The sequence below is a fragment of the Lentisalinibacter sediminis genome (genome assembly GCF_040706615.1).
In the GTDB taxonomy this organism is placed as follows: domain Bacteria; phylum Pseudomonadota; class Gammaproteobacteria; order Steroidobacterales; family Woeseiaceae; genus Lentisalinibacter; species Lentisalinibacter sediminis.
The window spans coordinates 373,241-394,558 of record NZ_JAPDRF010000003.1 but is presented as its reverse complement, the minus strand read 5'-3'; the positions used below and the strand labels follow the sequence as shown (position 1 = coordinate 394,558).

Annotated in this window: 23 protein-coding genes; 20 read left to right on the top strand and 3 right to left on the bottom strand. The window is 67.7% G+C overall.

The window, feature by feature from the left end; genetic code table 11:
• Positions 1-13: 13 nt before the first annotated feature.
• The 3 genes from ACJMKX_RS06720 to flgA form a co-directional block, all read right to left on the bottom strand.
• Entirely contained in the window at positions 14-505 is a 492-nt protein-coding gene (locus tag ACJMKX_RS06720) for a flagella synthesis protein FlgN (RefSeq protein ID WP_405222818.1), read from the bottom strand.
• Positions 502-822: a flagellar biosynthesis anti-sigma factor FlgM gene (flgM, locus tag ACJMKX_RS06715; protein WP_405222815.1), complete on the bottom strand. Its 321-nt coding sequence runs from the start codon at positions 820-822 to the stop codon at positions 502-504. Before flgM ends, ACJMKX_RS06720 begins: the two co-directional genes overlap by 4 nt.
• A gap of 101 nt (positions 823-923) precedes the next feature.
• On the bottom strand, positions 924-1,616 hold the full coding sequence (gene flgA / locus ACJMKX_RS06710; RefSeq protein WP_405222812.1) for a flagellar basal body P-ring formation chaperone FlgA: 693 nt from the start codon (positions 1,614-1,616) through the stop codon (positions 924-926).
• Between the two features lie 418 nt (positions 1,617-2,034).
• Between flgA and flgB the strand changes: the two genes are divergently transcribed.
• The 20 genes from flgB (at position 2,035) to fliE (ending at position 21,294) form a co-directional block, all read left to right on the top strand.
• The gene (gene flgB / locus ACJMKX_RS06705; protein WP_405222809.1) at positions 2,035-2,421 is read left to right on the top strand and encodes a flagellar basal body rod protein FlgB; all 387 of its coding nucleotides are present in this window, start codon (positions 2,035-2,037) and stop codon (positions 2,419-2,421) included.
• Complete coding sequence (gene flgC / locus ACJMKX_RS06700) at positions 2,421-2,840, top strand: flagellar basal body rod protein FlgC (RefSeq protein ID WP_405223792.1); 420 nt, start codon at positions 2,421-2,423, stop codon at positions 2,838-2,840. Before flgB ends, flgC begins: the two co-directional genes overlap by 1 nt.
• Before the next feature lie 37 nt (positions 2,841-2,877).
• On the top strand, positions 2,878-3,558 hold the full coding sequence (locus tag ACJMKX_RS06695; RefSeq protein ID WP_405222806.1) for a flagellar hook assembly protein FlgD: 681 nt from the start codon (positions 2,878-2,880) through the stop codon (positions 3,556-3,558).
• A 58-nt stretch (positions 3,559-3,616) separates the two neighbouring features.
• Positions 3,617-4,834, top strand: coding sequence for a flagellar hook protein FlgE (gene flgE, locus ACJMKX_RS06690; RefSeq protein ID WP_405222803.1), 1,218 nt, complete (start codon positions 3,617-3,619; stop codon positions 4,832-4,834).
• 44 nt (positions 4,835-4,878) lie between these two features.
• Positions 4,879-5,622, top strand: a complete 744-nt coding sequence (flgF, locus tag ACJMKX_RS06685) for a flagellar basal-body rod protein FlgF (protein ID WP_405222800.1) — start codon at positions 4,879-4,881, stop codon at positions 5,620-5,622.
• Between the two features lie 48 nt (positions 5,623-5,670).
• Positions 5,671-6,456 carry a flagellar basal-body rod protein FlgG gene (flgG, locus tag ACJMKX_RS06680; protein WP_405222797.1) on the top strand — a complete coding sequence of 262 codons (786 nt, stop codon included), beginning with the start codon at positions 5,671-5,673 and terminating at the stop codon, positions 6,454-6,456.
• 44 nt (positions 6,457-6,500) lie between these two features.
• The gene (gene flgH, locus ACJMKX_RS06675; protein ID WP_405222794.1) at positions 6,501-7,187 is read left to right on the top strand and encodes a flagellar basal body L-ring protein FlgH; all 687 of its coding nucleotides are present in this window, start codon (positions 6,501-6,503) and stop codon (positions 7,185-7,187) included.
• A gap of 12 nt (positions 7,188-7,199) precedes the next feature.
• On the top strand, positions 7,200-8,333 hold the full coding sequence (locus tag ACJMKX_RS06670) for a flagellar basal body P-ring protein FlgI (RefSeq protein ID WP_405222791.1): 1,134 nt from the start codon (positions 7,200-7,202) through the stop codon (positions 8,331-8,333).
• 10 nt (positions 8,334-8,343) lie between these two features.
• Positions 8,344-9,273, top strand: coding sequence for a flagellar assembly peptidoglycan hydrolase FlgJ (gene flgJ, locus ACJMKX_RS06665; RefSeq protein WP_405222789.1), 930 nt, complete (start codon positions 8,344-8,346; stop codon positions 9,271-9,273).
• 23 nt (positions 9,274-9,296) lie between these two features.
• Positions 9,297-11,186, top strand: coding sequence for a flagellar hook-associated protein FlgK (gene flgK / locus ACJMKX_RS06660; RefSeq protein ID WP_405222786.1), 1,890 nt, complete (start codon positions 9,297-9,299; stop codon positions 11,184-11,186).
• Positions 11,187-11,198: 12 nt separating this feature from the next.
• Positions 11,199-12,392, top strand: a complete 1,194-nt coding sequence (gene flgL / locus ACJMKX_RS06655) for a flagellar hook-associated protein FlgL (RefSeq protein ID WP_405222783.1) — start codon at positions 11,199-11,201, stop codon at positions 12,390-12,392.
• A gap of 288 nt (positions 12,393-12,680) precedes the next feature.
• Complete coding sequence (locus tag ACJMKX_RS06650; RefSeq protein WP_405222780.1) at positions 12,681-13,781, top strand: flagellin; 1,101 nt, start codon at positions 12,681-12,683, stop codon at positions 13,779-13,781.
• A 124-nt stretch (positions 13,782-13,905) separates the two neighbouring features.
• Positions 13,906-14,244 (top strand): flagellar protein FlaG, encoded by a 339-nt coding sequence (locus ACJMKX_RS06645; protein WP_405222777.1) that lies wholly within the window; start codon positions 13,906-13,908, stop codon positions 14,242-14,244.
• Between the two features lie 100 nt (positions 14,245-14,344).
• On the top strand, positions 14,345-15,808 hold the full coding sequence (gene fliD, locus ACJMKX_RS06640) for a flagellar filament capping protein FliD (RefSeq protein WP_405222775.1): 1,464 nt from the start codon (positions 14,345-14,347) through the stop codon (positions 15,806-15,808).
• 60 nt (positions 15,809-15,868) lie between these two features.
• Positions 15,869-16,315, top strand: coding sequence for a flagellar export chaperone FliS (gene fliS, locus ACJMKX_RS06635; protein WP_405222772.1), 447 nt, complete (start codon positions 15,869-15,871; stop codon positions 16,313-16,315).
• On the top strand, positions 16,312-16,659 hold the full coding sequence (locus ACJMKX_RS06630; protein ID WP_405222769.1) for a flagellar protein FliT: 348 nt from the start codon (positions 16,312-16,314) through the stop codon (positions 16,657-16,659). The genes fliS and ACJMKX_RS06630 overlap by 4 nt, the downstream gene beginning before the upstream one ends.
• A 112-nt stretch (positions 16,660-16,771) precedes the next feature.
• Positions 16,772-18,133, top strand: coding sequence for a sigma-54 dependent transcriptional regulator (locus ACJMKX_RS06625; RefSeq protein ID WP_405222767.1), 1,362 nt, complete (start codon positions 16,772-16,774; stop codon positions 18,131-18,133).
• A 197-nt stretch (positions 18,134-18,330) separates the two neighbouring features.
• Positions 18,331-19,578: a sensor histidine kinase gene (locus tag ACJMKX_RS06620; RefSeq protein ID WP_405222764.1), complete on the top strand. Its 1,248-nt coding sequence runs from the start codon at positions 18,331-18,333 to the stop codon at positions 19,576-19,578.
• On the top strand, positions 19,575-20,942 hold the full coding sequence (locus ACJMKX_RS06615; RefSeq protein ID WP_405222762.1) for a sigma-54-dependent transcriptional regulator: 1,368 nt from the start codon (positions 19,575-19,577) through the stop codon (positions 20,940-20,942). The genes ACJMKX_RS06620 and ACJMKX_RS06615 overlap by 4 nt, the downstream gene beginning before the upstream one ends.
• A gap of 34 nt (positions 20,943-20,976) precedes the next feature.
• Complete coding sequence (fliE, locus tag ACJMKX_RS06610; protein WP_405222759.1) at positions 20,977-21,294, top strand: flagellar hook-basal body complex protein FliE; 318 nt, start codon at positions 20,977-20,979, stop codon at positions 21,292-21,294.
• The last annotated feature ends 24 nt before the right edge of the window (positions 21,295-21,318 follow it).

Sequence of the window (21,318 nt, the reverse complement as noted above, 5' to 3'; positions counted from 1 at the left end):
GGCCTCTGGCCGTTCAGGCGCTGCCGAAAGCGCGGCCGCCGGCGCGGGTGCTGCTGCCGTCGGCGCCGTAGACCGGCGCCGTGCCTTCCGGCACCCCGCGCAGCACGTCGAGCGCTCGCCCGATCTGCCGCTGGCGAAGATGGACGATGGCCCCGTTGGCCGTATTCGCGTCCCGGCAGCGTCCGGCGATCTCGCCGAGTTCCCGCCACAGACCGCTCAGCGGATGAGCGGGCGCGCAGGCCGCGAGTACCGCCTCGACACCGCCCTGGTCCGCCGGGTAGCCATGATCGGCGAGCAGGCGACGGCGCCGTCCGTCCAGTTGGTCGAGCCGGGACAGAAGTTCCTGCTTGCCGGCGCCGGCCGTGTGCAGCGCCGCGGTGTCCCGCGCCTCGAGCGCGGCGCGCTCGGTCGCGAGTGCCGACTCCAGTCGCTGCGCGGTCGCAAGCGCCTCACGGATCACGGTCTCGAGTGCGCCTGCGCAGGCTGTCGCGTCAGCGTGGCTCATGAGTCGCTGCCGAGGCTCCTCTCGAACATCATCAGACGCGCGGCGATCTTCTCCGCATCGATCTCGTAATCGCCGCTGGCGATAGACTCCATGATGGCGTCCAGACGCTCGTTCTGCATTTCCAGACTCTCCAGCATCGAACTCATGCGCTCCATCATCTGGGCGTTGCTGGTGAGCTGCACGGTCTCGCCGCCCGGTACCGGCGCTTCCTTCGCCTGACCGGTGCGCTGCGCCGCCCCCGCGCTCGGCCGGCTGCCGCCGACCCCGTTCGGGCCGATCGGCTGCCCCTGATTCGTTCCATCAATCTTATTGGACATAACTGGCTACCTCAGACATGAGTCTGTGTTATCCCGTGTATCGGCGATTCCGCGCAGAACTTTAGCGTTGGGTGACAATTCATTTATCATGCCGTATATGGTCAATTCATCCTAATTTCAACGACTTCGGCGGACCGTACGACCCCCTCGACGATCCGCCGCGAAGACACGTTCTCCACCCGGATGCGCTGGTCCAGGGCGCCGTCGGACAGGGCCCTTCCCGCCATGCGGATCTTCATGCTGCCGCTGTCCACTACCAGGGTCACCTTCTGGCCCCGCCGGACGATCTGCTCTGCGTCCACCATGTTGTGGGTGATCGGTGTGCCGGCGAGCACGGGCCGTTTCAGTCGCCGTCCCGGCAACTGGCGCAGGCTGCCCGCGTAAGTCTTGAGGTGGCTGGACAGGTCGCGCCTCTCCGTGTGTACGTCTCCGGCCGTCAGCACGTGGCCGCGGGGCAGCGAGCGCGAGATCACCAGCACGTCGGCGTAGCGGGCGATGCGCACCGGCACGAAGAGCTTCCACGGCTTCGAGCCCTCGCAGCGCACACCCACCACCAGGCGGTTGCCGTTGCCCATGCCGTTCGGCAGGAAGCCGGACAGCGGCACGTCGCAGCGGTTCATCCGCAGGCGGGTGTCCAGCTCGCCAGCCTCCACGCGGATGTCGTCGCCGTCCGCGTCAAGCTGGCCCGCAGCGTAACGGGCTGCCGTCTCGCGGATGGACTCCACCGGCTGCCAGTCGGCGGCAGCGGCCCCGGAGGCGAACAGGACGAGAACGATCGCGAGCGCGGCCAGCACGGACCATCCGCGCCGGATTTCAGTCGCTGCCGTCAATGTCCCGTCACTCTGCATAACCACTCTGCATGACTTATCCCTCGTCGTCCGGAAGCAGGCTTGAGGCCCGGATACGCGCTGTGCGGCGCATCGCGGGTTTATGGTGCGGACGCTGCCGCCCTGACTCCGCTTCCGGTCGCCATCCCTGATGCAAGAGCTGTGCCAGCGATTCCCAGGGTCGCCGGCCGGCCGGGCCGCGCGCGGGACGCCCACCGTGCCGTCTGCGGCTGCAGTCCTTTGCCGCCGGCAGCGGCAGCCCTTTGCCGCTCCGAGACTTCTGCCGGGGCGACCTCCATGAATATCAGCCACTTGCAGAGTTGGCACGGCATTTGCTGTGAATCCGGCGGAAGCGGGCAAAGTGCCTGCGGACCAGAGAGACACGATGAAGATCGACCCTTTCGGACAACACGCAATGGCACTGAAGCTGCGCTCCATGCGCACCGAGGTGCTGGCGACCAACATCGCCAATGCGGACACGCCCAACTACAAGGCGCGTGATCTGGATTTCGGTGCGGCGCTCGAGCGTGCGCAGTCCGGGCGGGTCGCAATGGCGAAGACCCATGCCGGCCATCTGGATGCCAGCAGCGGACCGGGCGGGGCAGAGCTGAAGTACCGGCTGCCGCATCAGCCGTCCCAGGACGGCAACACGGTGCAGCCCGACGTGGAGCAGGCGGAGTTCGCCGAGAACGTGCTGCGCTACCGCGCCAGCCTGATGTTCCTGGACGGCAAGGTCCGCACGCTGAAGCTCGCGATCAAGGGGAGTGAATGATGTCGATGTTCCGGATATTCGATACCGCGGGTAGCGCGATGAACGCGCAGTCGCTGCGGCTGAATACCACGGCCAGCAATCTGGCCAATGCCGAGAGTGTCAGCGGCGACCCGAACAAGGTCTATCGCGCCCGCCATCCGGTGTTCGCTACCGCCATGCAGGCGGCGACGGGCGCCGGCGAGAGCCACGCCGCCGGCGTGCGGGTGCTCGGCATCGTCGAGAGCCAGGCGCCGCTCACCGTCCAGCATCGGCCCGAGCATCCGGAGGCTGACGAGAACGGCAACGTCTACCTCAGCAACGTCAACGCGGTGGAGGAGATGGTCAACATGATGTCGGCCTCGCGCTCCTACCAGAACAACATCGAGATACTGAAGACCACGCGCGACCTGATGCTGCAGACGCTGCAGCTCGGCCGCTAGCGCCTGTAACCAGAGCCGGTAAGCCGGAGGAGAACACATGGATTCCATCAACGGTTTCGAGGACCTGGGCAGCCTGGGCATAGCCACCCGGCGCGAATCCGAGCCCACCACGGCAAAGGACGAGCTGGGCCAGGAGCAGTTCCTCGAGCTGATGATCGCCCAGTTCCGCAACCAGGATCCCATGGAGCCGATGAGCAACGGTGAGTTCCTGAGCCAGCTGGCCCAGTTCGGCACGGTGTCGGGCATCGGCGATCTGCAGAATTCTTTCAGCGCCCTTTCGGAGTCCATCTATTCGGACCAGGCGCTGCAGGCCGCCGGGCTCGTCGGCCACCAGGTGCTCGCCCGCACTGACCAGGGCTATCTGGCCGACGGCGGGACGTTGAACGGCGCCGTCAATCTCTCGGCCGGTGCCTCAGGCGTGACCGTGGAGATCACCGACCAGACCGGCCAGCTGGTGCGCCGCCTCGAGCTGGGCGGCCGGGGGTCCGGCCTCACCCAGTGGCGGTGGGACGGTATGAACACCGAGGGCGAGGCGGCCGCGCCGGGCAACTACCGGGTGTCGACCATCGTCAGCCGGGGTAATCAGGTAGAGAACGCGCAGACGCTGGTCGGCGCCACCATCGAGAGCGTGACCCTGGGCCGTAACGGGCAGGGGCTCACGCTGAACATCGCGGGAGAGGGATCGCTCAGGCTCAGCGAAGTCGATCGCATCCTCTGATCCGCACGGACGTATAGATAGTCACAGTCATCGGGTTTTCGTCTAAGGAGACAGCATCATGCCTTTTCGCATCGCACTCAGCGGCCTGAATGCCGCATCGGCTGACCTGGGGGTCACCGCCAACAACATCGCCAATGTGAACACCACGGGCTTCAAGGGCTCGCGGGCGGAGTTCGCCGAGGTCTTTGCCGTGGGCACCCAGAGCACGGGCTCCTCTGCGGTCGGCTCCGGCGTGCGCCTGTCGAATATTTCCCAGCAGTTCGCCCAGGGCAACGTGGATTTCACGGATAACGCGCTGGATCTGGCCATCGGCGGCGAAGGCTTCTTCGTGCTGAGCGACAACGGCTCCCGGGTCTATACCCGCGCCGGCAACTTCAGCGTGGACAACAACGGCTTCGTGGTGAACCCGGCCGGCAAGCGCCTGCAGGCCTATCCGCCGTCCGGCGACGGCAATTTCAACACCGGCTCGCTGAACGACGTACAGCTCAGCACCGGCGCGAATCCGCCCCAGTCCACCACGGCGATCGACTACGGCGTGAACCTGCCCGCGGATGCCGAGGTGCCGTCGATCACGCCCTTCGACCCGACGGATCCGAACACCTTCAATCACACGACGTCCGTGACCATCTACGACTCCTTGGGCGCGGCCCACACAGGAACGCTTTACTTCCTGAAGGATGCCGCCACCAACACCTGGAACACCCAGTTCACCGTGGACGGCAATGTCGTGGGTGCCGGCGACCAGCTGGTCTTCGGCAATGACGGTCAGCTGCAGTCGCCCGTGGGCGGCGTGATCAACCTGCCGGCCTACGCGCCCGGCAACGGCGCGGCGGACATCACGATGTCCCTGAACCTGGACGGGGCGACCCAGTTCGGCAGCAACTTCGGCGTGAACTCGCTGTCCCAGGACGGCTTCGCGACCGGCCGACTGACCGGCATCGAGGTGACCTCCGAGGGCATCCTGTTTGCCCGTTTCACCAACGGCCAGTCCACGGAGCTCGGCAAGATAGCGCTGGCGGACTTCGCCAATGCGGGCGGCCTGCAGCAGCTCGAGGATACGTCCTGGGGCGAGAGCTTCACCTCCGGTGATGCCCGCCTCGGCGAGGCCGGTACCTCGAGCTTCGGCCTGATCCAGTCCGGTGCCCTGGAGGCAAGCAACGTGGATCTCACGGAGCAGCTCGTGAACATGATCACGGCGCAGCGCAACTTCCAGGCCAACTCGCAGATGATCTCCACGGCGGACACGGTGACCCAGACGGTCATCAACATCCGCTGATGACGCACATCGACCGACACGACTCTGACCGATGGACATGAACAATGGATGATCTCGTCTACGTGGCGATGACCGGCGCGAAGCAGACCGAGCTCGCGCAGTCCGTCAACAGCCATAACCTGGCCAACGCCAGCACCACCGGCTTCCGGGCCGATCTGCACGCGTTCAGCGCGCTGCCCATCCAGGGCTTCGGCGAGCCGACCCGGGTGAATGCCGTCGCCGAGAACTACGGCACGGACCACCGCCGGGGCGCGACGATGAGCACCGGCAGGGAGCTGGACGTGGCCGTGCAGGGCGAAGGATTCATCGCAGTGCAGGCGCCGGACGGCAGCGAGGCCTACACGCGGGCCGGCGATCTGCGGGTCAACTCGGTGGGTGTCATGACCAACGGCGCGGGCCATCCGGTGATGGGCAACGGCGGGCCCGTGGCCGTGCCGCCCCATGCCAGCATCACGGTCGGCGCCGACGGCACCATCTCCATCCGGCCCCTGGGGCAGGGACCGGAGACGCTCGCCACGGTGGATCGCATCAAGCTGGTGCGCCCGGAGGCCGAGCAGCTCGAGAAGGGCGCGGACGGTCTGCTGCGGCTGAAGGAAGGCGCGGTGGCCGAGGCGGATGCCGAGGTGCGCCTGACTTCGGGCGCGCTCGAGTCCAGCAACGTCAACGTGGCGGAGACGCTGGTGAACATGATCGATCTGGCGCGCCGCTACGAGCTGCAGGTGAAGGTGATGACCACCGCCGCCGAGGACGCCGACAAGGCCGCGCAACTGCTCAGCATGAGCGGATGACAGCATCCGCTTGAGCGGATTACGGCAAGGGAAATCAGGAGCTAAACGATGAATCAGTCACTCTGGATCGCCAAGACCGGCCTCGATGCGCAGCAGACGCGCATGTCCGTGGTCTCCAACAACCTGGCGAACGTGAACACCACTGGCTTCAAGAAGGGCCGTGCGGTGTTCGAGGATCTCATGTACCAGAATGTGCGCCAGGCGGGCGGCCAGACCTCCCAGGACACCGAGCTGCCCTCGGGCATGATGCTCGGTACCGGCGTGCGGGTGGTGGCGACCGAGAAGCTGTTCACCCAGGGCAACGTGCTGCAGAACGGCAATGCGCTGGACACGGCCATCCAGGGCCGCGGTTTCTTCCAGGTGCAGCTGCCGGACGGCACCACCTCCTATACCCGTGACGGCAGCTTCAAGCGCAACGCCCAGGGCGAACTGGTGACGGCCAGCGGCTACCTGCTGCAGCCGGGTATCACCATCCCGGACGCGGCGCAGAGCATCACCATCGGCTCCGACGGCACGGTGTCCGTGCAGCTCGCCGGCCAGGCGTCGCCCGTGCAGGTGGGCACGCTGCAGCTGGTGGACTTCATCAACCCCGCGGGCCTGCAGCCCAGGGGCGAGAACCAGTATCTCGAGACCGCGGCCAGCGGTTCGCCCCAGCCCGGCACACCCGGACTGAACGGTCTCGGCACGGTGATCCAGGGCGCACTCGAGGGCTCGAACGTCAACGTGGTCGAGGAGCTGGTCAACATGATCGAGACCCAGCGCGCCTACGAGATGAACTCCAAGGCCATCTCGACCAGCGACCAGATGATGCAGTACGTGAACAACAACCTCTGAGCCTGAATGAACCCGGGCGCAGAGGCAGGACCAAGAGCGATCCCATGGATGCACTGAAACGAATCAAGACCGTCGCCACCGTTGCCACCGTCGCGGCACTGCTGGCGGCCTGCGGCAGCGCGCCCCGTTACCCGGAGAGCTATGCTCCGCCGCAGCCGGTAGCGCCGCCGCAGCCCGCCGAGCCGGATGGCTCCATCTACCAGGCCGGCAGCGACGTGCGGCTGTTCGAGGACCTGCGTGCCGGCCGCGTGGGCGACATCCTTACGGTCCGGCTGAACGAGCAGACCGCGGCGAGCAAGAACGCCCAGACCTCGACAGACAAGAACACCAGCGCCGAGTACACCGGCCCGACGGTGTTCGGCCGGCCGGTCACCAAGGACGGGGTGCCGATCCTCTCCGGCTCGCTCGACGGCAGCTCGGAGTTCTCGGGCGAGGGCGCGAGCAGTCAGTCGAACAGCCTGCAGGGGGACATCACGGTGACGGTGGTCGAGCGCATGGCCAACGGCAACCTGCGGGTGCGGGGCGAGAAGTGGGTGACGCTGAACCAGGGCGAGGAGTTCATCCGCCTGTCCGGGATCATCCGGCCCTACGACATCGAGCCGGACAATTCGGTGTCCTCCCGCAAGGTGGCGGACGCCCGCATCACTTATTCCAGCAAGGGCGTGCTGGCCGCCGCGAACCGCATGGGACTGCTGTCCCGGTTCTTCAACTCCATCCTGAATCCCTACTGAGGTCGCCGCACCATGAACAACCACAAACGGTTCCCGAACTTCCGCCAGGCAGCGGCCGCGGCGGCCGCCTGCGTTCTGGTGCTCGCGGCCGGTGCCGCCCAGGCCGAGCGGGTGAAGGACCTCGCCTCCGTGGCCGGCGTGCGCAACAACCAGATCGTGGGCTACGGCCTGGTGGTCGGCCTCGACGGCAGCGGCGACCAGACCAGCCAGACGCCGTTCACGGTGCAGAGCCTGAAGAACATGCTGACCCAGTTCGGCATCACCGTGCCGCCGAACGTGAACCCGCAGCTGAAAAACGTGGCCGCCGTGTCGGTGCATGCCGATCTGCCGCCCTTCGTGAAGCCGGGCCAGACCATCGACGTGACCGTCTCCTCCATCGGCAACGCGAAGAGCCTGCGCGGCGGCAGCCTGCTGATGACGCCGCTGCGCGGCGCCGACGGCCAGATCTACGCCGTCGCCCAAGGCAACCTGGTGGTCGGCGGCTTCGGCGCGTCGGGCCGCGACGGTTCCAGCGTGACGGTGAACGTGCCGAGCGCGGGCCGCATCCCGAACGGCGCCACCGTCGAGCGCGAGGTGGCCACGGCCTTCGACCAGGGCGATGCGATCATGCTGAACCTGCATTCGCCGGACTTCACCACTGCCCACCGGCTGGCCGACGGCATCAACGAGCGGCTCGGTGCCGACATGGCGCGGGCCATCGACGCGGTGTCCGTGCGGGTGCGCGCTCCCCGGGATGCCTCCCAGCGGACCTCCTTCGTCTCCGTGCTCGAGAACTTCGAGGTGGACCCGGGGCTGGCGCCCGCGCGGGTCATCATCAACTCGCGCACCGGCACCGTCGTGATCGGCTCCCAGGTGCGGGTGCGCCCGGCCGCGGTCTCCCACGGCTCGCTGGTGGTGACCATCAGCGAACAGCCCTTCGCCAGCCAGCCGCAGCCCTTCAGCGAGGGCGAGACGGTGGTGCTGCCGGATTCCGAGGTGGAGATCACCCAGGAGGCGAATCGCATGTTCCTGTTCCAGCCCGGCACCAGCCTGAACGAGATCGTGCAGGCCGTGAACCGGGTGGGCGCGGCGCCGGGGGACCTGGTGGCGATCCTCGAGGCCCTGAAGCAGGCGGGCGCGCTGCGCGCCGAGCTGCTGGTCATCTGAGGACGCACCCGTGAAACCCGTCGTCACCGATTTCCAGCAATTCACGGCGCTGCGCACGGAGGCCCGCGGCGGCGGGGATGCCGCGCTGCGCGAGGCCGCCAACCAGTTCGAGGCGATCTTCCTGCAGACCATGCTGAAATCCATGCGCGATGCCAGCATGGGCGACCCGATCTTCGGCAACAGCAATGCGTCGGAGACCTATCAGGACCTGTTCGACAAGCAGATGGCCGTGGAGATCTCCGGCGGGCCGGGCCTGGGCTTCGCCGACCTGCTGGTGCGCCAGCTGGGCGGTAGTCAGCGCGCCGGCGGTGATGTGGACGCCCTGGGCATTGGCAAAGAGCTGGGCAGAGCCATGGACCAGGCGCCGGCCATCGGCCGTCGGGTGCCGGTGGAGGGCACCACCGAGCGGCCGCTGTGGCAGAGCCCGGCGGAGTTCGTGCGAAAGCTCTGGCCCTACGCCAGCCGGGCGGCAGACAGGCTGAACGTCGATCCCCGGGCTCTGATCGCCCAGGCGGCGCTCGAGACGGGCTGGGGCAAACATGTGATCGCGGATGAGAACGGTCGCAGCTCGCTGAACCTGTTCGGTATCAAGGCCAGCGGCGGCTGGCAGGGCGATGCGGTCAGCGTGCGCACCATCGAATACCGGGGTGGGGCGGCCCGTCCGGAGGTGGCGAGCTTCCGGGCTTATCCGTCCCTGGGGGCCGGATTCGACGATTACGCCCGGCTGCTCGGCTCGAATCCGCGCTACGAGAACGTGCTGGACCGGGGCGACGACGTGGCGGGCTACGCCGAGGCGCTGCAGGCCTCCGGGTACGCCACCGACCCCGCCTATGCCGACAAGATCAAGTCGCTGCTCGGCTCCGAGACCATGGGCCGGGCGCTGGAATCACTCAAGTTCGGCGGATTGATGCCGATAGACAGGGAACGCTTCTCCTTCTGACGGGAGCGTGCTGACGAGGGACCATGCCGAATATTCTCTCCACAAGCGTCTCTGCCCTGCTGTCATTCCAGCGCGGCATAGAGACCACCGGGCACAATATCGCCAATGCGAGCACGCCGGGCTACAGCCGCCAGCGGGTCGACCTGGAGACGCGCGAGCCCGGCCTGATCGGTAACCAGTACATCGGCTCCGGCGTCAACGTCGCGAACGTGCGCCGGATCTACGACGAGTTCCTCGGCAACGAGCTGTCGGCCGCGACCACCTCCCAGGCGCGGCTCGACACGCTGGCCGGGCTCTCGGGCCAGGTGGACAACCTGTTGTCCGACCCCAGCGTGGGCCTCGCCCCGGCCATCCAGAACTTCTTCAACGCCGTGCAGGATGCGGCCGGCGATCCGGCGTCCGTGCCGGCGCGCCAGGCCCTGGTGAGCCAGGCGGACACGCTGGCCTCCAGCTTCGACTTCCTGGATGGCCGCCTGCAGTCGCTGGAGAAGGACATCAACGGGCGCCTGCGCCAGTCGGTGACGGACGTCAACGAGCTGGCGACGGCGGTCGCCGAACTGAACCGCCGGATCGCCAGCGCCGAGGCGGGTGTCTCCGGCCAGCCGAACGATCTGCTCGACCAGCGTGATCTGCTGATCCGCAGGCTCTCCGAGCAGGTGGCTGTGACGACCGTGCCCCAGGGCGATGGCGCCCTCAACGTCTTCATCGGCAACGGCCAGACGCTGGTGACCGGCAGCCAGGCCCGGCAGCTGGCCACGCAGCCGAGCGAATTCGATCCGCGCCGCCTGGAGGTGGTCTACGAGGGCGACGCGGGCACCGGTGCCCTCGGCGGCGATCTCTCCGGCGGCGCCATCGGCGGCATGATGGACTTCCGCCGTCTGGTGCTCGACCCGACCCGCACGGCCATCGGCGAAACGGCAGTGGCGCTGGCCACGGCCTTCAACGAACAACACGCGGTCGGCATGGACCTGAACGGCCGCCTCGGCGGTGAATTCTTCGGCGTCGGCGATCCTGCGGTGCTGGTCTCGTCGCGCAACAGCGGCACGGCAGATGTGGACGCGGTGGTCGCCGACGTGTCAGGCCTGCAGAGCACCGACTACGTGATGAGCTACGACGGCAGCGCCTGGTCGCTGACCCGGGCCGACAACGGCCAGGCCATCCCGATGACCGGCGCCGGCACTGCGGGCGATCCGTTCCTGGCCGGCGGACTGGAGATCACGACGGGCGCCGGCGCGGCCGCCGGCGACCGATACCTGATCCAGCCGGCCAAGGGTGCGGCGGGGACGCTCACCCGCACCGTCGCCGACGCCCAGTCCGTCGCGCTGGCGGCGCCCGTGCGCACGGCAACCGGCACGGACAACGTGGGTGACGCACAGATATCGGCCGGTGAGGTGATCGACCCGGCCGATCCGGATCTGCGCGGCGGCGCGGTCATCGAGTTCACGGCAGCGGATACCTACACCATCGACGGCGCAGGCTCGTTCTCCTACACCAGCGGCGACGCCATCGACATCAACGGCACCCGGGTGGTCATCACCGGTGCGCCCGCGGCCGGTGACGTCTTCCGCATCGAGGCCAATGCCGGCGGCACGGGCGACAACCGCAACGCGCTCGGCCTCGCCGAGGTGCAGACCCGCGGTCTGCTGGCGGGCGGCACCGTCGCGGTGTCCGAGAGCTACGGCCGTCTGGTCGCCGAGGTGGGCACCGTCAGCCGCCAGGCGCAGATCGGCCTCGATGCCCAGACCGTCGTGCGCGAGGACGCCGAGCAGGCGCTCAGTAACAAGTCCGGCGTGAACCTGGACGAGGAGGCCGCAAACCTGATGCGCTACCAGCAGGCCTATCAGGCGGCCGCCCAGCTCATCGGCGTGACCAATACCCTGTTCGAGACCCTGATCGGGGCGTTCCGCCGCTAGGAGGCGAGACTGATGCGCATATCCACCGCAGGGATGTTCCGGGCGAGTCTCGGCCAGATGCAGGAGCTGCAGTCGGCGCTCGCCCGCACCCAGGAGCAGATCGCCAGCGGCAAGCGGCTGCTCGCGCCGTCGGACGATGCGATCGGCGCGGCGCGCAGCATCGAGCTGCGTGAGCTGTCCTCGCGCATCGAGCAGTTCGACCGCAACGGCAACCTGGCGCAAAGCCGCCTGTCGGTGGAGGAGCAGGCGCTGGCGAGCGCCGGCGATCTGCTGCAGCGCGCCCGCGAGCTGGCCGTGCAGGCGAGCAACGGCACACAGAGCAACGAGACCCGCGCGTTCATCGCCACCGAGATCCGCCAGCTAAAGGATCAAATGATCCAGATCGCCAACACCCAGGACACCACCGGGCGTTATCTCTTCTCCGGCTACAGCGACAAGGTGCAGCCGTTCAGCGCCACCGCCGACGGCGCCGTGTACAACGGCGACGAAGGCCAGCGCTTCGTCGAGATCGCCGAGGGCCGGCGCATCGCCGACGGCGACTCGGGCGCGCGGGTGTTCGAGCGCATCCCGCGGGGCAACGGCACGTTCACGACCGCCGCGGCCGCCGGCAACGGCGGCTCCGGCATCATCGACTCCGGCGCGGTGACGGATCCGGCCGCCTGGAGCCGGGACACCTACACCGTCAGCTTCGTCGCCGACGATGCCTGGGAAGTGACCGACGGCTCCGGCGCCCTGGTGGCCTCCGGCGGCTTCGAGCCGGGTTCTTCCATCGAGTTCGCCGGCGTCGTCGTCAGCATCAGCGGCGCCCCGGCGGCGGGCGACGAGTTCACCGTCGAGCCGAGCCGCGACCAGAGCGTCTTCGAGACGCTGGATCGGTTCGCCGACGCGCTGGAACGCCCGACCACGAACGACGCCAGCCGGGCGGCCCTGACCAACGATCTCAACTCGAGTATGAGCGATCTCGACCGGGCCATCGGCAACCTGCTCGACGTGCGCGCCACCGTCGGCTCCCGCCTGGCGGCGATAGAGGACCAGCGCGACGCGAACGAGGGCTTCGCCATCACCGTGGAGCAGACCATCTCCGAGATCGAGGACCTCGACTACACCGAGGCGCTGACCCGCCTGGCCGAGCAGATCAACAGCCTGGAGGCCGCGCAGAAGTCCTTCGTGCGCATCCAGTCGCTGTCGCTGTTCAGCGTCCTTTAAGCGTTAGCTGCGTCTTCCGAAGCCTCGTTTCGCTGTGCCGAAACGGGGCTTTTTTGTGCCGAATCGGCGGCCGTTCTCACGGCCTTGTCGTTGGTCAGGCCCGGAGCCGCGCGCCAAAAGTGTGGACTGCTTCACGTCTGCGGCAATTCAGGCCCGCAAATGGCGTTCCGGGCTCAAGTAAGGCCCGTTCCGACCGATAAAGAAGCTGTACTGCGGTGAGGCAGAGCCCGGACATGGTGTGCGGGAAGCTGAGCGGCAGACCAGCAAATATCGGAAGGAGTGTATGTAATGACACAGTCGATCAACACTAACGTTGCCTCGCTCAATGCGCAGCGCAACCTCAGCCAGTCGCAGGGTCTGCTGAACACGTCGCTGGAGCGGCTGTCCACGGGCCTTCGGATCAACAGCGCCAAAGACGACGCTGCCGGTCTTGCGATTTCCGAGCGTTTCACCACGCAGATCCGCGGCCTGAACCAGGCCGTGCGTAACGCGAGTGACGGCATCTCCCTGGCCCAGACCACTGAGAGCGCCCTGGGTGAGCTCACCAACAACCTGCAGCGCATCCGCGAGCTGGCCGTCCAGTCGGCCAACGCCAGCAACTCCGCCTCCGACCGTGCGGCGCTGAACGCCGAGGTAACCGAGCGTATCGCCGAGGTCGACCGCATCGCCAAGCAGACCAACTTCAACGGTCTGAAGGTGCTGGACGGTTCCTTCGGTTCGGCCACGTTCCAGGTGGGCGCCAACGTCGGTGAGACGATTAGCGTGAGCCTGGAGACCGACGTGACGTCTGCTGCGATCGGTGAAGTTAATACTGATGTGGGTTCCGGCTTCACGACCTTGACCGGCGACGCAACGCTCGACATCACGACTTCCGCGGGAGTCACCTCGGTTTCCGTTTTGGAGGGCTTTGACGCCCAGCAGACAGCGGACGCCATTAATAACGCCAATATCGCGGGTGTTGCAGCGTTTGTCGACGGTGGTGAGGTGCGGTTGCTCACTGATGAGACGGGCGTTACTGTTGCCGATTCCGGCGTTGAGACTGGCCTCGGCGCCATTTCAACGGTTGCCGATGCTGGGGCAATGTCTGACGTTGCGATTGATACGGTCGCGGGCGCCAACTTCGCCATCGCCCGTGTCGACTCCGCTCTGACGGACGTGAACGGCCTCCGGGCGAACCTGGGTGCCATCCAGAACCGCTTCGAGTCCACCATCACCAACCTGCAGACGGTGAGCGAGAACCTGGCTGCCTCCCGGGGCCGGATTCTGGACGCCGACTTCGCTGCCGAGACCGCCAACCTGACCAAGGCGCAGGTCCTGCAGCAGGCCGGTGTGGCCGTGCTCGCACAGGCGAACGCCCAGCCTCAGCTGGCGCTGAGCCTCCTGCAGTAAGCGAGAGCCAGAGCGATAGCATTTGTAATCGCACTGACAATCGCAGCATGGGGGAGGGGCGGCCGCGTGCCGCCCCTTCCTTCTCTCCTCCCGGACGGCGACTTCACGAACGAATGGGGCAAGCATGAGAACGCATGACGCTGGCTACCAGGCTCATACCGCGATCCGGCCGGCAACGACCGGCGAGGCGGATCTCCACGGCGGCAACGAGACGCCGGCGGCTGGCACGACCTTGCCGTTTTCCGCGCCCCGCGACGTCCGGCATCAGCTGGAACTCGCCGTACATCAGCTGAACAGCGGCAGCATCCGCTCCGGCATGTATCTGCGCTTCGCCGTCGACTACAGCGAAAATCCCGCAACCGTGCGGGTTACGGATTCGAAAACCGGCGAACTGGTCCGCTCCATACCCTGGGGAGAGCTGCTGCCGGAGCTGGACCGCTCCTCCAACGACAGCCAGGCCTGAAATGGCACGCTTCTTGGATTGCAGTAGCTGACATTCAGAGTGGCCGGAGCAAGCCGGCCGCCAGACACGAACGAGACAGCAGGAAAGGGTAGCGACCGACATGGCGAGCATCACCTCCACGGGCATCGGATCGGGACTGGACGTCGGCGGCATCGTCGAGCAGCTGGTCGCGGCCGAGGGCCAGCCTGCGCAGCAGCGCTTCGCGCGGCAGGAGGCGAGGGCGCAGTCCGAGCTGTCCGCCTACGGTACGCTCAAATCCGCCCTGTCCGATTTCCGCGACCAGCTCGACGGCATGAAGTCGCTGAACTCGCTGCTGACCCGGAAGGCGAGTTCCGGCAACGAGGAGCTGTTCGCGGTGGTCCCGGACGAGACCGCGATACCCGCGAGCTACTCCGTCGAGGTGGTGCAGCTGGCCCAGTCGGCGAAGCTGACCTCCGGCGCCTTCGCCGACTCCGACGCCGTGGTGGGTACCGGCACGCTCAGGATCAGCGTAGGCGCGCTCAGTTTCGACGTCGAAATCACCGAAGACAACAACACGCTGGCCGGCATCCGCGACGCCATCAACGCGGCAGTGGACAACGCCGGCGTCAGCGCGACCATAGTGAACGCCGATGCGGGCAGCTACCTGATCCTGTCGGGGACGAAGACGGGTGCATCGCGCTCGATTTCGGTCGCCGAAGTGCTTGACGGCGCCAATGGCGGTGGTAACGGTGGCGGCAATGGCGGCGGCAATGGTGGCGGCAATGGCGGCGGCAACGTCGGCGTCACCGGTGAACTCGCGGCGCTGACTTACGACGCGGCGGCGGGCACGGGTTCCCTGACGCTGTCCCAGGCGGCCCAGGACGCTCAGGTGCGCATCGACGGCTTCGACGTCTACAGCGAAACCAATACGGTGACCGGCGCGATCGACGGCGTCTCCATCGACCTGCTCGGCGCCGCGCCGGGCGAGACCAACGACGCGGTCATCGAGTACGACGTGGCCGCGGTCCGCTCCACAATCACGGACTTCGTCGAGAGCTACAACGAGCTCGTCGACACGGTCGGCTCGCTGACGAGCTACAACCAGGAGACACAGCAGGGCGGCCCGCTGCTCGGTGACGCCACGCTGCGCGGGCTCGAGGCACAACTGCGCCGCGAGTTCTCCACGCCCGCCGGCAACAGCCAGAGCCCGTTCGGCACGCTGGCGGAGATCGGCGTGAGCCTGCAGATCGACGGCAAGCTGGCCGTCGACGACACCCGGCTGGACGAGGCGCTGGGCACCAACTTCCAGGACGTCGGCCGGCTGTTCGCCGCCGAGGACGGATTCGCGGTGCGCCTGTTCGACCGCGTCGACCGGGCACTGTCGGACGACGGCGCTATCGAGACGCGCACGGAAGGCCTGAACAATCGCATCGAGCGCATCGAGGAGCAGCGTGAGTCGCTGAACCGGCGCCTGGAGGCGCTGGAGACACGTCTGCTGCGCCAGTTCAACGCCCTCGACTCGCTCGTGAGCCAGCTCAACAACACCAGCAGCTTCCTCGCGCAGCAGCTCGCCAACCTGCCCACGCCGGGCAAGGACTCCTAGGCATCCCGGAAACGAGCTCCTCATGCGGGGGCGACCAGAGAACCAGAGGACACACAGCAGATGACTTACGCAGCCGGTCCCAACGCACTCCGTGATTACCGGAAGATGCACGTCGAGCAGGAAGTGGCGGACGCGAACCCCTACCAGCTGATCCAGCTCATGCTGGACCGTCTGCTGGCGAGGATCGCCATCGCCCGGGGCCACGTCGAACGCGGCGATACCGCGGGCAAGGGGGAGCACATCGGCAAGGCCATCTCCATCGTCGACGGGCTGCGGGTCAGCCTCGACGGCGACAAGGGCGGCGACATCGCCTCCAATCTCGCCGCGCTCTATGACTACATGTCCCGTCGGCTGCTGCACGCGCAGCTGCATGACGACCCTTCCGCGCTGAACGAAGTCGCCTCGCTGGTGCGTGAGATCAAGAGCGCCTGGGAAGCCATTGCCGACCAGGTGGCCGACCAGGTGGCAGACCGGACCGGCGCCGCCACCGCCGGGGGCGCTGTGTGACGCGAGCGCTCGCCGAAATCGAATCACTCTCCGACGAGATGCGCCGCTGCGCGGGGCAGGGCGACTGGGAGGCCGTGGGAGCGGCATTGACCGCGCGCGACGGTCTGGTACGCGAGCTTCTCGCCGGCCCGCCCGCGGCAGATCATGCGGACCCGCTGCGGCGGCTCCTCGAACAGGACGGCGAGATCCTGGCGATGGCCCGCAAGGCGCGTGACGCTGTCGCGGCTGAGCTGCGTCAGCTCGATAACGGCCGCAAGGCCGTGCACGCCTACGGAGGTCAGAATCGCCAGAGCCGTCGCAGCATTGCCAATGCGGCCAACTCGCTCGACCCCACCGAGGCCTGATTTCACATAAGCCGCCGTATTGTGACCGCCGTCACGACGTCGGCGGCACTGACACCATTACCCTGTCGACCCTGTATCATCCCGCGTGTGCAACCGAGGAGCCATACAGGGCGTGAGCGACAACGAGAGCGAGAATACGGTCAGTCGCATACTGGTGGTCGAGCAGGACGCGGAGCGCCGCGAGTCCCTGCTGAACCGGCTCGAATACCTCGGCTGCGAAGCGGCGGCCGCCGATCGGAACACCGGACCGGATGGCGAGTGGACGGCGGTGTTGCTGGGCGATGCCGGCAACGACGACGCTCTGCTGACCCTGATCCGCTCCCTCCTCTCCGTCCGCCGCAAGATCCCCTTCCTCGTGCTGAACGACGGCGGGGACGACGAGCCGCCCGCGGCGCTTACCGGCCATCCGGTCTGGCCGCTGGCGGCCAGCATGCGCCGCTCCGAGCTCAATCGCCTGCTGCAGCGGGCGAGGCGCTATGGCGACGGCGACCGGCGCCAGCGCCTGACCGGCAGTTCCGCCGACATCCAGGCCGTCCGCCACGCGATTGAGCAGGTGGCCGACTTCGATACCAGCGTACTGGTCACCGGCGAGTCCGGGACGGGCAAGGAGCTGGTGGCGCGCACCCTCCACGATCTGTCGCCGCGGCGGGACCAGCCCTTCGTCCCGGTCAACTGCGGGGCGATCCCGCCGGAGCTGCTGGAGAGCGAGCTGTTCGGCCACGAAAAGGGCGCGTTCACCGGCGCGGTGAAATCCCGTCCCGGCCGCTTCGAGCTCGCCGGCGCGGGAACACTGTTCCTGGACGAGATCGGCGACATGAGCCTGGCCATGCAGGTGAAGCTCCTGCGTGTGCTGCAGGAACGCCGCTTCGAGCGGGTGGGAGGCGCCGACTCGCTGGAATGCCGCTGCCGGATCGTCTGCGCCACCCACCGGGACCTGCGCGCCGCCATCGAGGCGGGCGAGTTCCGCGAGGACCTCTATTACCGCATCAACGTCTTTCCCATCGAGATGCCGCCGCTCAGGAAGCGGGCGGACGACCTGCCGTCGCTGCTCGACGAACTCATGGTCGCCCGGTCGCCGGAAGGCGGCGACGGCTTTCGCCTGACTACGGAGGCCATGGAGGCGCTGTCCGTCTATCCGTGGCCGGGCAACGTGCGTGAGCTGGGTAATCTGGTCGAGCGTCTCGCCATCCTGCACCCCTCCGGCGTGATCGGCCTGGACGACCTGCCGGAGAAGTACCGGCAGGCGAGGCCCGCTGCCGGTGCGGGAGCCGCGCCGTCAGCGGATCTGCCGGCCGACGGTCTGGACCTGCGCTCCTACCTCGCCGATATCGAGGTCCGGCTGATCAGTCGCGCCCTGCGCGAGGCCGGCGGCACCGTGGCGGAAGCCGCGCGCCGGCTGAACATGCAGCGCACCACACTCGTCGAGAAGCTGCGCAAGCACGGCCTGAATACCGACGCCCTGTCGGGAAATTGACGCCGGCCGCCCGGCGGCGTTCGCATAACCCTCTGTTTTTGCGACTAATCCAAGTTGGCATAAGACTTGCTTGGATAACACCGGACCCTGTGCCGGGACCGGCGGATGCACGGCTCCGCCAGGGATCCGGCAGGGATCCGACGGACCAGAGTGACGGACTGGTCGAGTACGCAAGGCGAACAAGACGGAGCAGCGGATTGACGAGTGAAGCGAAACCCAGTGCCGGACCCGAGAGCGCAGCAGGCGCAGATGCGCGCCGCACCGGTCTCGAGGCCGTGTACCGCGCGCTGCAGCGCGAAGTGCTGACGCTGAGCCGGCAGCTCGCCGAGGCGCGCTCCGAGCGTATGGAGCAGCTGCTGGAGAAGGAGCGCCTCGGCAACCGGCTGGCGCTGTTGCTCGAGTCGCTGCCAGGCGCGGTGATCGTGCTGGACGGCGACGGCATCATCGTCGAGTGCAACAACCGCGCCGTCGAAATGCTTGACCGCCCCCTGATCGGTCTGACCTGGGCCGAGGTCATCGACCGGGAATTCGGCACGGTACGCGATTCGGCCGGCGAACTGCGGCTGCCCGACGGTCGCTGGCTGGCGCTGTCGCGCCGCTCGCTCGGCACGGAGCCGGGCGAGATCCTGCTGCTCGCCGACGTGACCGAGACCCGGCGGCTGCAGGAGACGGCGGAACGCCAGAGCCGGCTCTCCAGCATGGGGGAGATGACGGCGCGTCTCGCGCACCAGATCCGCACGCCGCTCGCCTCGGCGCTGCTGTACGTCTCCCAGATCGAGCAGGGTGCCACCGAGCCCGCGCTGACGTGCCGGTTCGCCGGCCGCGCCATCGCCAAGCTGCGCGAGCTCGAACAGATGATCAACGATATGGTGGTGTTCGCGGGCGGCGGCCGCGGCACGGCCGAGCATTTCCCCGTGGCCAGGCTGCTGGAGGATGTGGCCGAAGCCGCTGCACCCGATGCGCCGGGCGATGCACCGGCAGCGGTGGTAAAGGTGGTGATGGCCGAGCCGGGCCTCACGATGAGCGGCAATCGTCCCGCTCTGGCGGGCGCGCTCACCAACCTCGTGCAGAACGCCCTGCAGGTGGCGGGTGACACGGCGCGTGTGGAACTGGGCGCCGCGCGCACGGACGCCGGCGAGATCTGGCTCACCGTGACGGACAACGGGCCCGGCGTCGACGACGCCCTGCGGGACAGGATCTTCGAGCCGTTCTTCACCACCCGCCGTCAGGGCACCGGACTCGGCCTGGCCGTGGTCCGCTCGGTCGCGGGTGCCCACGGTGGCAGCGTTTCGGTGGAGAACCACGATGACGGGGCCACCTTCCTGCTGCGGCTGCCCGCCAGGGCGGATCAGCCGCTGCTGGCGAGCCGGACGGCCTTCGGCCGGGCGGGCGAGGCGGCCGCGGCCGGTGCCCGCCACCATCCGGAGTTCAGGAGCAACCCATGAGCGAGAGCCGCGTGACCCGTGTCATGATCGTCGAGGACGATGCCGATCTGCGCGAGGCGCTGACGGCGACGCTGGAGGCGGCCGGCCACGACGTCGTCACGGCCGATTGCGGCGAGAGCGCGCTCGCACGGCTCGAACGCCACACCGTCGATCTCGTGGTCAGCGACGTCCAGATGGAGCCGATGGACGGCGTGGCGCTGCTGGAGACGCTCCGACGCCGTTACGCCAGTCTGCCCGTGGTGCTCATGACGGCCTACGGCACGATCGAGAAAGCGGTCGAGGCCATGCGCCTCGGCGCTGCCTACTACCTGGTGAAGCCTTTCGAGGCGCGGGAACTGGTCGATACGGTGGGCCGCCACCTCCGCCCGACCCCGGGCGGCAACGGCCCGGTGTCCGGGGACCCGACGACCCGGGTTCTGCTGAAGGTTGCCGAGCGTGTTGCCGCCAGCGAGGCCACCGTGACCATCAGCGGGGAGAGCGGCACGGGCAAGGAAGTATTCGCCCGCTATATCCATCGGTGCTCGCCGCGGGCGGAGGCGCCGTTCGTTGCCATCAACTGCGCGGCGATCCCGGAGAACATGCTGGAGGCCGTCCTGTTCGGTCACGAGAAGGGCGCGTTCACCGGTGCCACCAGCGCGAGCCCGGGCAAGTTCGAGCAGGCCCAGGGCGGCACTCTGCTGCTGGACGAGATCTCGGAGATGGCGCTGGGCCTGCAGGCCAAGCTCCTGCGGGTGCTGCAGGAACGCGAGGTCGAGCGGATCGGCGGCCGGCGCACCATCCCGCTGGACGTGCGGGTGCTCGCGACCACCAATCGGGATCTCCGCTCCCAGGTCCAGGAGGCGCGCTTCCGCGAGGACCTGTTCTATCGCCTGAACGTCTTCCCGCTGAACATCCCTCCGCTGCGCGAGCGCCGGGGCGACATCCTGCCGCTGGTGGCGAACGCGCTGGAACACTATGCGGGCGGAATGCGCAACGTGCCCACGCTGACGCCGGCGGCGGAGCAGAAGCTGGCCGGCCACCACTGGCCCGGCAACGTGCGCGAACTGGAAAACCTGGTGCAGCGCACCCTGATCATGACGGCGACCGACACCATCGACGCGGACGATCTGATCTTCGAGGACGGCGGGCACATCGCCGCGCCCGGTGGCGGCGCCGACGGGGATCTGCAGGACGACCTCTGGCAGCGTGAGCAGCAACTGATCCTGGAGGCGCTGCGGGAGGGCGACGGCAGCCGCAAGTTCGCCGCCGAGCGTCTCGGTATCAGCGCGAGGACCCTGCGCTACAAGCTGGCGAAGATGCGCGAGGCCGGGGTCGACATACCCGGCGGCAATGGTAATGGCAATGGAAACCGGGAGGTCGCCTGAGCGCGGCCGTCGCGACAGTCACAGGTAGAGAGCCATGAATACGATCCGACCCGAACAGCTGCTGGAGCAGATCCGCGCGATGAGCCCGGGCCTGCAGCCCGAGTCCGTGCAGCCGCCGCCGACCGGTCGTCCCGAATTCGGCGACGTGCTGCAGAACACGCTGAAGGCGGTCAACGAGGCGCAGGCCGAGTCCGGCGACCTCGCTGCGCGCTTCGAGGCGGGCGATCCGAATACGAGCCTGGTGGACGTCATGCTCGCCCGGCAGAAGTCCGGGCTCGCGTTCCAGGCGGTGACCGAGGTACGCAACAAGCTGGTCAGCGCCTACCAGGACATCATGAACATGCCGGTGTGAGGTTGACGCTACTGTTGACGGTAA